General features: G+C 73.6%; 3 protein-coding genes. All 3 read left to right on the plus strand.

What is annotated here, in order from left to right; translation table 11 throughout:
* The coding region (locus ABT352_RS34005) for a type I polyketide synthase (protein WP_350949116.1) at window positions 1-1,287 on the plus strand (1,287 nt) is incomplete at its 5' end.
* An 89-nt stretch (window positions 1,288-1,376) separates the two neighbouring features.
* A complete protein-coding gene (locus ABT352_RS34010) occupies window positions 1,377-8,066 on the plus strand; it encodes an SDR family NAD(P)-dependent oxidoreductase (protein WP_350949117.1) in 6,690 nt (2,229 codons plus the stop codon).
* A gap of 101 nt (window positions 8,067-8,167) precedes the next feature.
* Complete coding sequence (locus ABT352_RS34015) at window positions 8,168-13,792, plus strand: type I polyketide synthase (protein ID WP_350949118.1); 5,625 nt, start codon at window positions 8,168-8,170, stop codon at window positions 13,790-13,792.

A 13,792-nucleotide genomic window follows, 5' to 3' on the forward strand; every position in this document is an offset into this window, starting at 1 on the left:
TTGTTGGGGGGGTTGGTGGCGCGGTATCTGGTGGGGGTGTGTGGGGTGGGTCATGTGGTGTTGGTGAGTCGGCGGGGGCGTGGGGCGGAGGGGGTCGCGGAGTTGGAGGCGGAGTTGGTGGGGTTGGGGGCGCGGGTGAGTGTGGTGGCGTGTGATGTGGCCGATCGTGAGGGGTTGGCGGCTGTGTTGGCGGGGATTCCCGCGGATCGGCCGTTGACGGGGGTGGTGCACACCGCCGGCGTCCTCGACGACGGTGTCATCGAGACGTTGACTCCCGAGCGGGTGGACGCGGTGTTGCGGCCGAAGGTGGACGCGGCGTGGAACCTGCACGAGCTCACCCGTGACATGGACCTGTCGGCGTTCGTGATGTTCTCCTCGGCCGCGGCGGTGCTGGACGGGGCGGGGCAGGGCGGCTACGCCGCCGCCAACGCCTTCCTCGACGCGCTGGCGGCGCACCGCAGGGCTCAGGGGCTGGCCGGGCTCTCGCTGGCCTGGGGCTTCTGGAACCAGCGCAGCGGCATGACCGGCCACCTCGCCGACGCCGACGTGGAGCGGATGGCCCGTTCAGGACTGGTCGCCCTGTCGTCGGAGGAGGGGATGGCCCTGTTCGACGCGGCCCGCGCCTTCGACGAGGCGCTGCTCGTGCCGATCAACCTCGACCTCGCCGCGCTGCGCGGCGAGAACGGCCTGCGCTCCGCGCTGCTGCGGGGTCTCGTCCGGGCCCCCGCCCGCCGGGTCGTCCGGACCGTGGGAGGCGTCACCCCCGGCGCCTCCGGTCTCGAACAGCGCCTGGCGGGTCTGTCGGAGGACGAGCAGCTGACCGCGCTCGTCAAGCTCGTCTGCGCCGAGGCCGCCGGGGTGCTCGGGCACACGAGCGTGGACTCGGTGGAACCCGAGAGGGCGTTCAAGGAGCTCGGGTTCGACTCGCTCACCGCCGTCGAACTGCGCAACCGGCTCGGTGGCGCCACCGGGCTGCGCCTGCCGACCACCCTGGTCTTCGACTACCCCAACCCCGGCGTGCTCGCCGAGCACATCAGGGACGAGATCGCCCCGCCCGCCGCCGACCCCTCCGCGTCCGTGCTCGCGGAGGTCGACCGGCTGGAGACCCTCCTGTACGCGAGGAACGGCGGGGACACCGACAAGATCACAGCCCGGCTGCGGGCGCTGCTCCGCAAGTGGGACGACACGCACGGCGACCCGGTGGAGACCGAGCCCCGGCAGGACTTCGAGTCGGTCACCGACGACGAGCTCTTCGCGGTCCTCGACGGGGAACTCGGCGCCTCCTGACGGCGCCTCCCGACGGTGTCTTTTGACGGCGCCTCCCGACGGCGCACCCCATGACGAATCCCTACTGCCCCGAGGCTGGTTGACGTCCGATGCCGAATGACGACAAGCTGCGTGACTACCTCAAGCGTGCCACCGCCGACCTGCAGCACACCCGACGCCGCCTGCGTGAGGTGGAGGCCAGGGAACGCGAGCCGATCGCGGTCGTGGCCATGAGCTGCCGCCTGCCCGGTGGGGTGAACAGCCCGGAGGAACTCTGGCGGCTGGTCGCGGACGGGAAGGACGCCATGTCCGGGTTCCCCGGGGACCGGGGCTGGGACCTGGACCGGCTCTACCACCCCGACCCGGACACCCCCGGCACCACCTATGCCCGCGAGGGCGGGTTCGTCGCCGACGCCGGTGGTTTCGACGCGGGCTTCTTCGGGATGAGCCCGCGCGAGGCACTGGCGTCCGACCCGCAGCAGCGGCTGCTGCTGGAGACCTCATGGGAACTGCTGGAACGGGCGGGCATCGATCCCGCCACGGTGAAGGGCAGCCGGACGGGCGTCTTCGTCGGCGCGGCCTCCAGCGGGTACGGCATCGGCCAGGGGGTCTTCCCCGCGGGGGTCGAGGGTCACCTGCTGACGGGCACCTCCACCGCCGTCATGTCCGGGCGGATCTCCTACACCCTCGGCCTGGAGGGACCCGCGGTCACCGCCGACACCGCCTGCTCGTCCTCACTGGTGACCCTGCACATGGCGTGCGAGTCCCTCAGAAGGGACGAGTGCGCCATGGCCATCACCGGCGGCGTCACGATCATCTTCACCCCCGAGATCTTCGTTGAGTTCAGCCGTCAGCGCGGCCTCGCCCCCGACAGCCGGGTGAAGGCCTTCGCCGCGGCCGCCGACGGCACCGCCTTCTCCGAGGGGATCGGCCTGCTGCTGCTGGAACGGCTGTCGGACGCGCGTCGCAACGGTCATCCGGTGCTGGCGGTGGTGCGGGGCAGCGCGGTCAACCAGGACGGTGCCAGCAACGGCCTGTCGGCTCCGAACGGACCCTCCCAGCAGCGCGTCATCCGCCAGGCGCTCGCCAACTCCGAACTGGTGGCCGCCGACGTCGACGCGGTGGAGGCGCACGGCACCGGCACCATGCTCGGCGACCCGATCGAGGCCCAGGCGCTGCTCGCCACCTACGGTCAGGACCGCCCGGCCGATCGTCCCCTGTGGCTGGGTTCGGTGAAGTCCAACATCGGCCACACCCAGGCCGCCGCCGGGGTCGCGGGCGTCATCAAGGTCGTGATGGCCCTCCGGAACGGCCTGCTGCCCAGGACCCTGCACGTCGACGAGCCCACCCCGCACGTCGACTGGTCGGCGGGTGCGGTGTCGCTGCTCACCGAGCCCGTCGAGTGGCCGGAGAACGGCCACCCGCGCCGCGCGGGAGTCTCCGGTTTCGGTATCAGCGGTACCAACGCCCACGTCATCATCGAGCAGGCCCCCGCCCCCGTCGACACCGAGATCGAGGGGGCTCTGCCGGTTCCGACGGCGGAGCTCGCCGGGGGATTGCCGTTGCCGTTCGTGGTGTCGGCGCGCGGTGAGGAGGCGCTGGGCGCGCAGGCCGCCCGCCTGGCGGCGTTCGTGGAGGAGCGCGAGGACCTGAGGGCGCTGGACATCGCGTACTCACTGGCCACCGGCAGGTCCGCCTTCGATCATCGTGCGGTGGTGGTGGGCGGGGACCGTGGAAGTGTGGTGGCCGGGTTGTCGGCGGTAGCCGGTGGTTCGGGTGTGGTGCGGGGTCGGGTGGGTGATGGCCGGGTGGCGGTGTTGTTCACCGGTCAGGGCAGTCAGCGGGCCGGGATGGGCCGGGAGTTGTATGGGCGGTTCCCGGTGTTCGCGGCGGCGTTGGACGCGGTGGTCGCGGAGCTGGATCCGCTGCTTGAGGGGTCGTTGCGTGAGGTGCTGTTCGCCGAGCCGGGATCTGCGGCGGCGAAGGCGCTGGATCGGACCGGGTGGGCGCAGCCTGCGTTGTTCGCGGTGGAGACGGCGTTGTTCCGGCTGGTGGAGTCCTGGGGAGTGGCGCCGGATGTGCTGGCGGGTCATTCGGTCGGGGAGATCGCGGCGGCTCATGTGGCCGGTGTGCTGTCGTTGCAGGACGCGTGTGTGTTGGTGGCGGGTCGGGCGCGGTTGATGCAGGCGCTTTCCTCCGGTGGGGCGATGGTGTCGGTGCGGGCCTCCGAAGAGGTGGTCGTCGAGCTGCTGGCCGGGCGGGAGAAGGAGGTGTCGGTCGCGGCGGTGAACGGTCCCGCGTCGGTGGTGATCTCCGGTACCGAGGAGGCCGTGCTGGAGGTGGCCGCCGCCCTGGAGGAGCGGGGGGTGCGGACGAGGCGGTTGCGGGTGTCGCACGCGTTCCATTCGCCGTTGATGGATCCGATGCTGGAGGAGTTCCGGGCGGTGGCGGCGACGCTGTCCTACGACCCGCCGCGGATCCCGGTGGTCTCGACGCTGACCGGGGAGCCCGCCACCGACGAGCAGCTGTGTTCGCCGGAGTACTGGGTGGAGCAGGTGCGTGGTGCGGTGCGGTTCGCCGATGGGGTGGGGGTGTTGGTTTCTGCGGGGGTGGAGACGTTCGTGGAGGTGGGGCCGGACGGGGTGTTGTCGGCGATGGGGCAGGAGTGCCTGGCCGGTGACGGGTCCGGTGGTGTTTCCGGCGATGGGCCGGCGGCGGCTGGTTCGGGGGTGGGGTCTGGGGCGGTGTTCGTGCCGGTGATGCGCCGGGATCGTGGTGAGGCTTCGGAGTTGGTCACGGCGTTGGGCGCCTTGCATGCGCGGGGGGTGGCCGTTGACTGGGAGGCGTTCTTCACCGACGCCGCCACCGCGGCCGGAGTGGGGAGACCACGCCGGGTCGAACTGCCCACCTACGCCTTCCAGCACCGCGACTACTGGCTGCACGTCCCCACCTCCGGCGACCCGGAGTCCGTCGGCCTCGACACGCCGGGTCACCCCCTTCTGGGGGCCGCCGTCGAGCTGCCCGACTCCGGTGGGCACCTGTTCACCGCCCGTCTCTCGGCCCGTACCCACCCGTGGCTCGCGGACCACGCGGTGGGCGAGACGGTGCTGTTCCCCGGCACCGGGATCGTGGAACTCGCCGTTCGCGCCGGAGACCAGGTCGGTTGCGACAGGATCGAGGAGCTCACCCTGGAGGCCCCGCTGGTCCTGACCGGCCAGAGCGGTGTCCAGGTGCAGGTCGTGCTCGGCGCGCCCGACGACTCCGGGGCCCGTGCGATCAGCGTCTACGGACGTGCCGAGGAGACCGCGGCCGACGAGGCGTGGACCCGGCACGCCACCGGCCTCCTCACCGCCTCGGGCACCGCCGGAGACTTCGACCTCGGCGAGTGGCCGCCGTCCGGTGCCGAGCCGGTGGAGACGGACGGCCTCTATGACCGGCTCGTCGACCTCGGCCTCCGCTACGGTCCGGCCTTCCGCGGCCTGCGGGCGGCCTGGACGCGTGGCGACGAGGTGTTCGCCGAGATCGCGCTGCCCGAGGGCGTCGCCGCCGACGCCGCCCTCTTCGGCGTCCACCCGGCCCTGCTGGACGCCGCCCTGCACGCCCTCGCCCTCAGTGACGCCTCGACGGAGCACGCCGCGCTGCCGTTCACGTGGTCGGAGGTGGAACTGCACGCCGCCGGAGCGTCAGGCCTGCGGGTGCGAGTGGTGCCGACCGGAGGCGACTCGCTGCGTCTGGAGGCGGCCGACCAGGCCGGGCGTCCTGTCGTGTCGATCGGCTCGCTCGTACTGCGGCCCATCGGTTCCGCCGACCTCGCCGGCGCACGCACGGACCCCGGGCGTTCGCTGCACCGGGTGGAGTGGGTCCCGGTCGAGGCCGGGACCGTACCGGTGCGGGAGTGGGCGCTGCTCGGCGGCGACGTCCCGGCCACGGGGGAGGCGCTGCGCGCGGCCGGGATCTTCCCGGCCTCCTACGCCGGGATCGAGGAGCTGGTCGCGGCCCTCGACTCCGGTGCGCCCGTTCCCGACGTCGTCCTCGTGAGCGCGGAGAGCGTCGGCGGGATCCCCGCTCATGACCACGCTCACGCCGCCGGACCCCACACCGACACCGAGATCGACACGGAAACCGGCACGGAGGCCGTGGCGGGGGCCGTCCGCTCGGCCGTCCAGCGGGCCCTGGACCTGGCTCGGGCCTGGTCGGCCGACGACCGCCTCGATGACTCCCGGCTGGTCTTCGTGACCCGGGGAGCGGTCTCCGCCGGGTCCGGGGAGAGCGCCCGTGACGTCGTGGGTGCCGCGGTGTGGGGCCTGGTCCGTTCCGCCCAGGCGGAGAACCCGGACAGGTTCGTCCTGGCCGACCTGGACGGTCACGTCGCGTCGGCGGGACGGCTCCCCGCCGCGCTCGCGACCGGCGAGCCGCAGGTGGCGCTGAGGGAAGGAGGAGCCGTGCTGGCCGCCAGGCTCGTCCGGGCGACCGGCGCCGGGCTCGTGCCGCCCGAGGGCGCCGCCTCCTGGCGGATGGACAGCCTGGACAAGGGCACCCTGGAGAATTTGGCCTTCCTGGACGCGCCCGCGGCCGTCGCCCCGTTGGCACCGGGACAGGTCAGGGTCGAGCTCCGCGCCGCCGGGGTGAACTTCCGGGACGTGCTCAACGCGCTCGGCATGTATCCGGGCGAGGCGGGCGCGATGGGCCTCGAAGGAGCGGGCCGCGTCGTGGAGGTCGGTCCCGGCGTCACCGCGTTCGCCGAGGGCGACCGGGTGATGGGCATGTTCGACGGCGGCGCGTTCGGCCCGCTGGCCGTCACCGACCACCGCCAGCTGGTCGCCGTGCCCGGCGGCTGGACCTTCGCCCAGGCCGCGTCGACGCCGGTCGCCTTCCTCACCGCGTACTACGCGCTGGTGGACCTGGCGGCCCTGAAGGCGGGGGAGAAGGTGCTGATCCACGCCGCCGCGGGCGGAGTGGGCATGGCGGCCGTGCAACTCGCCCGGCATTTCGGGGCCGAGGTCTACGGAACCGCCGGAACCGGCAAATGGGACGTCCTGCGCTCCATGGGGCTGGACGAGGCCCACATCTCCTCCTCGCGCACCCTGGACTTCGAATCCTCCTTCCTCACCTCGACCGGCGGGGGAGGGGTCGACGTGGTGCTCAACTCGCTGGCGGGCGACTTCGTCGACGCCTCGCTGCGGATGCTGCCGCGCGGCGGCCGGTTCGTGGAGATGGGCAAGACCGACGTTCGCCTGCCCGAGGCCGTGGCCGCCGAGCATCCCGGCGTCCGCTACCGCGACTTCGACCTCGTCGAGGCCGGGTACGACCGGATCGGGGAGATGCTGCGTGCCCTCCTCGACCTGTTCGAGCGGGGGGCGATCCGGCCGCTGCCGGTGGTCGCCTGGGACATCCGCCGCGCCCCCGAGGCGTTCCGCTTCCTGTCGCAGGCCAGACACGTCGGCAAGGTCGCGCTCACCCTGCCCGTCCCGCTCGCCCAGGACGGCACCGTGCTGGTGACCGGCGGCACCGGCGGCCTCGGCGGCCTCGTCGCCCGCCACCTCGTGACCGCCCACGGCGTCCGCAACCTCCTGCTGACCAGCCGTGGCGGTCCCGCCGCCCAGGGGACGGAGCGGCTGCGTGCCGAACTGACGGACCTGGGGGCGAACGTCGAGATCGTCGCCTGCGACGCGGCCGACCGGACCGCCCTGGCGAAGCTGCTGGCCGGGGTGCCCGCCGAGCACCCGCTCACCGCGGTGGTGCACGCCGCGGGCGTACTGGACGACGGGACGATCGCCTCACTCACCCCCGACCGGGTGGACAGGGTGCTGCGCCCCAAGGCGGACGCCGCGCTGAACCTGCACGAGCTGACCCGCGACCTCGACCTGTCGTCGTTCGTACTGTTCTCGTCGGTGGCCGGCACGTTCGGCAGCACCGGGCAGGGCAACTACGCCGCGGCCAACGCGTTCCTGGACGCGCTGGCCGGGCTGCGGCGCGCGCGGGGACTGCCCGCGCTCTCGCTCGCCTGGGGCCCGTGGGCCGAGGTCGGCGGCATGCTCGGCACTCTCACCGACGCCGACATCGGCCGGATGGCCCGCGACGGTGTCGTGCCGCTGACACCGGAGGAGGGCCTGGCCCTGCTCGACGCCGCGGCGGGCAGGCCGGAGTCGGCGCTGGTGCCGATCCGCCTCGACGCCAAGGCGCTGGCGGCCAAGGGCGACCGGCTGCCGCCGCTGCTGCGGGGTGTGGTGCGCGCGCCGGCCCGCCGTACCGCGACGGCCGCCGGGGGCGGGCAGACCGGCGCGGACCTGCTCGCCGGACTGGCCGCGCTCCCCGCGGCCGACCGTCACCGGATGCTGCTCGACCTGGTGCGGGCCGAGGTCGCCGCCGTGCTCGGCCACACCTCCACCGACCAGGTGGAGGCCGACCGGGCCTTCGACGAGATGGGCTTCGACTCGCTCACCTCGGTCGAGTTGCGCAACCGGCTGAACACCGCGACCGGCAGGCGGTTGCCCGCCACGCTGGTGTTCGACTACGCGAACCCGACCGCCCTCGCCGACTACCTGCGCGCGGAACTGGTGCCGGACGAGGCGCCGACCGAGGCACAGGTCCTGCGGGAACTCGACCGGCTGGGCCGGGTGCTCACCGAGATCACCCCCGACGAGGAGACGCGGTTCACGATCGCCACACGTCTGGGAGGTCTGCTGGCCCAGTGGCGCGGAGACAGGCCCGAGCCGGACGGAGCAGGCGCGGCCGTCGGCGAGGGCGTGGAGTCGGCGAGCGCCGACGAACTGTTCGCACTGATCGACAAGGGGCTCTGAGCCCCGTGTTCCCGAATGTTCCTGCCGTGATGAACGGTCTCTCCGTACCGAACGCCCCAGTGGTGGGCGCCCGGTTCGACGTGTGGGGAAGGTGACGTGACGTGGCGGACGAGCAGAAGCTCCTCGGCTATCTCCGGCGGGTGACCGCGGACCTCCAGCAGGCCCAGCAGCGGCTGCGCGAGGCGGAGGCCAAGGACCGCGAGCCGATCGCGGTCATCGCGGCGGGATGCCGGTTCCCCGGGGGCGTGCGCAGCCCCGAGGAGCTGTGGCGGCTCGTCGCGGAGGGCCGCGACGGCGTCTCGGAGTTCCCCGGCGACCGGGGCTGGGATGTGGAGACCCTGTACGACCCTGAGCTCACCCGGCCGGGGACCAGCTACACCCGCGAGGGCGGTTTCCTCTACGACGCCGGAGACTTCGACGCGGGCTCCTTCGGCATCTCGCCGCGTGAGGCGCTCGCCGCCGACCCACAGCAACGGCTGCTTCTTGAGGTGTCGTGGGAGGCGTTCGAGCGGGCCGGCGTCGACCTGACCTCGCTGAAGGGCAGCCAGACCGGTGTCTTCGTCGGTGCCTTCTCCAGCGGGTACGGCACCGGCCTGGACGCGCTGCCGGAGGGGGTGGAGGGCCACCTGCTGACCGGCAACTCCACCGCCGTGATCTCCGGTCGGGTCGCCTACGTGTTCGGGCTCAAGGGTCCTGCGGTCACCGTCGACACCGCGTGCTCGTCGTCCCTGGTGGCGCTGCACTGGGCGTGCGAGTCGCTGCGGCGCGGGGAGAGCACGCTCGCCCTGGCCGGCGGGGTGACCGTGATGGCCACGCCCGAGGCTTTCGTGGAGTTCAGCCGCCAGCGGGGTCTCGCGCGAGACGGCCGCTGCAAGGCGTTCTCCGACGACGCCGACGGTACGGGGTGGGGTGAGGGCGCGGGCATGCTGCTGCTGGAACGGCTGTCCGACGCGCGCCGCAACGGCCACCCGATCCTCGGGGTCATCCGCGGCTCCGCGGTCAACCAGGACGGTGCGAGCAACGGCCTGTCCGCCCCGAACGGGGTGTCCCAGCAACGGGTCATCCGCCGCGCGCTGGCCAACGCCGGTCTCGCCGCGTTCGACGTGGACGCCGTCGAGGCGCACGGCACCGGGACCACCCTCGGCGACCCGATCGAGGCGCAGGCCCTGCTCGCCGCGTACGGCGGGGACCGTCCGCAGGACCGGCCGCTCTGGCTGGGCTCGATCAAGTCGAACATCGGCCACACCCAGGCGGCCGCCGGGGTCGCGGGCGTGATCAAGATGCTGATGGCGTTGCGCGCCGGTGTCCTGCCCGCCACCCTGCACGTGTCCGAGCCTTCCTCCCACGTGGACTGGACGGCGGGGAACGTCCGGCTGCTGACCGAACCCGTCGAGTGGCCGGACGACGTGGACCGGCCCCGCCGTGCGGGAGTCTCCTCCTTCGGCGTCAGCGGCACCAACGCCCATGTGATCGTCGAGCAGGCCCCGGCCGCCGAAGGCGCGTCCGGGGAGCCGGGGGAGGTTAGGGAGCCGGCACCGATGCTCGCGCTGCCGGGCGGCGCGGCGGCGTGGGCGGTCTCGGCGAAGAGCGCGCCCGTCCTGCGAGCACAGCTCGACCGGCTTCTCGCCCACGCCGAGGACCACCCGGGACGGCCGGTCGCCGACATCGGCCTCGCCCTGGCCGCGCGCACCGCCTTCCCGCACCGGGTCGTGGTGGTGGGACGCGACCGCGAGGAGTTGCTGGCCGGCGTGCGCGGGCTGGTCTCGGGCGAAGAGGCCGCCGGCACGGTCACCGGGGTGGTGGCCGGGACGCCGGGCAAGACGGTGTTCGTCTTCCCCGGCCAGGGCTCGCAGTGGGCCGGGATGGCCACGGAACTGCTCGCCACCTCCCCCCTCTTCGCCGCGCACCTCGCCGACTGCGAGCGGGCACTGGCACCGTTCGTGGACTGGTCGCTGTCCGCTGTGCTGCGCGGGGAGGCGGGGGCACCCCCGCTGGACAGGGTGGACGTGGTCCAGCCGGTGCTGTGGGCGGTCATGGTGTCGCTCGCCAGGCTCTGGAGCGGGTACGGAATCCGCCCCGACGCCGTGATCGGCCACTCCCAGGGGGAGATCGCCGCCGCCACGGTCGCCGGGGCGCTCTCCCTCGACGACGGCGCCCGCGTCGCCGCCCTGCGCAGCCGGGCCATCGGCGACGTGCTCGCCGGGCGCGGAGGCATGGTCTCCGTCGGGCTGCCCGTCGATGAGCTGACCGCGCGGCTGGAGCCCTGGCGGGACCGGATCTCCGTCGCGGCGGTGAACGGGGCCCGCTCGGTCGTGGTCTCCGGCGTCCCGGACGCCCTCGACGAGCTGATCGACGAGCTGACCGGGGAGGGCGTGCGGGCCAGGAAGGTTCCCGTCGACTACGCCTCACACTCCGCGCAGGTCGAGGAGCTGCGCGAGCGCCTGCTCCGTGATCTCGGGCCGATCGAGCCCCGCTCGGGCGAGGTGCCGATGATCTCCACGGTGACCGGCGACTGGATCGACACCACCGGCCTCGACGCCGAGTACTGGTACACCAACCTGCGCCGCACGGTCGGCTTCGACGGCGCCGTCCGCGCGCTCGCCGCGCAGGGGTACGGCGTGTTCGTCGAGGCCAGCCCGCACCCGGTGCTCACCATGGGCCTGCAGGAGACCTTCGACGCGCTCGGCCACGACGCCGTCGTCACCGGCACCCTGCGCCGCGACGAGGGCGGGCTGCCCCGGCTCCTCGCCTCCGCCGCCGAGCTGCACGTCCGGGGCGTCACCGTCGACTGGTCCGGCCTGTATCCCGGAGCCCGCCCGGTGGACCTGCCGACCTACGCCTTCCAGCGGCGGCGCTACTGGCTGGAGTCCTCGCCGGCCGTACGGGCCCCGGCCGCCGACCCGGTGGACACCGCCTTCTGGGAGGCCGTCGAGCACGGGAACACGCTGAGCCTCGCCGACGACCTGCGGGTCGCTCCCGACGTCCTGAACGAGATGCTGCCCGCGCTGTCCTCCTGGCGTCGGCGCACGCGGGAGCGGGCCACGATCGACTCGTGGCGTTACCGGGTGGCCTGGCGGCCGGTCGGCGAGCCGGCGGGTGGCACGCTCACCGGCTCGTGGCTGGTCGCCCTGCCCGCGGACGACGCCCCCGCGACGACCGCGGTCGTCGCGGGGCTCGCCAGGAACGGCGCCCGGGTGATTCCCTTCGAGGTGGGCGGGCAGGACCGCGCCGCGCTCACCTCGGCGCTGCGCGACCGGCTCGCCGACGAGTCCGTGACCGGTGTGCTCTCCCTGCTGGCGCTGGACGAACACCTCCACCCGGTGCACCCGGGACTCTCACGCGGCACGGCGGCGACCGTCACCCTCGTCCAGGCCCTGAGCGACGCGGGCGTCACGGCGCCGCTGTGGGCCGTGACCTCCGGCGCGGTGGACACCGGCACCTCGGGGGCCGAGCAGACCTCCCGGACGGAGCCGGGACGAAGCGGGGACGCCGCCCCGTTCCAGGCGCAGGTCTGGGGGATCGGCACCGTCCTCGCCCTGGACCACCCGGACACCTGGGGCGGCCTCGTCGATCTGCCCCCCTCCCCGGACGAGCGGGCCGTCGACCGCCTCTGCGGCGTGCTGGCAGCGCCGGGCGGAGAGGAACAACTGGCGGTCAGGCAGAACGGGATCCTCGCCCGCCGGATGGTGCGGGCACCGCTCGGCGCGGTCGAGAGCGCCTCCGGCTCCGGCGGTGTCCGGCGGCTGAGCGGCACCGCGCTCGTCACCGGCGGAACCGGCGGGGTCGGCGCGCACGTGGCCCGCTGGCTGGCGGGCCGGGGCGTCGAGCACCTGCTCCTGACCAGCCGGCGCGGCCGCGCCGCCGAGGGCGCCGCCGAGCTGGAGGCCGAGCTCGCGGCCCTGGGCGTCACGGTCACGATCGCCGCGTGCGACGTCGCCGACCGCGAGGACCTCCGCCGCCTGCTGGACTCGCTGCCCGCCGAGTACCCGCTGCGCGCGGTGGTCCACGCGGCCGGCGTCGTCAGGGACGGTGCGCCGCTGCCCGGCACCACGGTCGAGGAGTTCGCCGAGGTCGGGCTGGCCAAGGTGGTGGGCGCGCGTCACCTGGACGAACTGCTGGGCGACCGGCCGCTGGACCTGTTCGCGCTGTTCTCCTCGGGGGCCGCCGTGTGGGGGCAGGGGGGACAGGCGGCGTACGCCGCGGCGAACGCGTTCCTGGACGCGCTGGCCGCTCGGCGCCGCGCCCGCGGAACGGCGGCCACCTGCGTCGCCTGGGGTGCCTGGGGCGGCGGCGGCATGGTGGACGACGAGGTCGGCTCCCGGCTGCGCCGCCTCGGCGTGCGTGCCATGGAGCCCTCCTCGGCCACGGCCGCGCTCGGCCAGGCCCTTGACCACGACGAGTCCCACCTGGTGGTGGCCGACATCGACTGGAGCCGGTTCGCCCCCGCGTACACCCTCTCCAGGTCCCGCCCGCTGCTGCGCGCCCTTCCCGAGGTCACCGCGATCCTCGACGACGGCGACGCCGAGGAGGAGACGGACGGAGCGCCGTTGACGGCGAGGCTCTCCGGGCTGCCCGAGGAGGAGCGACTGGACGTGCTCCGCGAGGCGGTACGGGCGCACGCCGCCAGGGTGCTCGGTCACCCCGGCCCCGAGGCGGTCGACGCGCACCAGAACTTCCTGGAGGCCGGCTTCGACTCGCTGACCTCCATGGAACTGCGCAACGGCCTGGTCAAGGCGACCGGGCTGCGGATGCCCGCGACGGTGATCTTCGACTATCCCAACCCCTCCGACCTGGCAAAACACCTCCTGGGCGAGCTGGCGGCCCGCCTGGACGGTGCCGGGGAGAACGCGCCGGGCGGTGCGGACCCCTCGGAGACCCCCAGCGCGTTGTTCCACGAGGCCGCCCGCGCGGGGAAGATGCACGAGGCCATGGGGCTGCTGCGGGCGATGGCCGACCTGCGTCCATCCTTCTCCTCGGTCGAGGAGCTCGACGAGATCCCGCCGCCGGTCAAGCTCGCCTCCGGGCCCGGCACACCCGCGCTGTTCTGCTTCAGCACCCCCATGGCGCTGGGCGGGGCGACCCAGTTCGCCCGGCTCGCCGCGAACTTCCGCGGTGTCCGGGACCTCTTCGCGCTCACGGTGCCCGGTTTCGCCAAGGAGGAGAGGCTTCCCGGCACGGTCGACGCCGCGGTGCGGGTGTGGGCGGAGTCCGTACGCCGGGCCGCGGGGGACGAGCCGTTCGTGGTCCTCGGCTACTGCGCGGGCGGTATCTTCGCGCACGCCGCCGTCGGCTACCTGGAGAGTATCGGGATCAACCCGCGAGGACTGGTCCTGCTGGACACCTTCATGCCCGACGACAAGGTCATCGACGACATCGGCATGCAACTGGTGCGGGGCATGTTCGACAGGGAGGCGTCGTTCGGCCCGTTCACCAGCGCACGGCTGGCGGCGATGGGTCGCTACTACCGGCTGTTCCGTGAGAGCACGGTGGGCGAGGTACGCGCGCCCATCCTGTTCCTGCACCCGGACACCCCGCTGACCGGCTTCGACGGCGAGATACCCGTCACCGACGACTGGCGCGCCTCCTGGCACACCGACCACGTCCTCCGCGAGGTCGAGGGTGACCACTACACCATGTTGGAGGACAGGTCGCCCTCGATGGCCCGTGCCATCGAGGGCTGGCTGGAGTCGCTGGAGTCGCTGGAGTCGCCGCCCGCCGACCGCTGA

Origin of the sequence: Streptosporangium sp. NPDC000563, assembly GCF_040299985.1 — a bacterium.
Taxonomy (GTDB): domain Bacteria; phylum Actinomycetota; class Actinomycetes; order Streptosporangiales; family Streptosporangiaceae; genus Streptosporangium.

What these genes read in the sequence shown, in the direction of transcription:
- ABT352_RS34010 (WP_350949117.1), top strand. Translation starts at nt 1,377, where the DNA reads ATGCCGAATGACGACAAGCTGCGTGACTACCTCAAGCGTGCCACCGCC.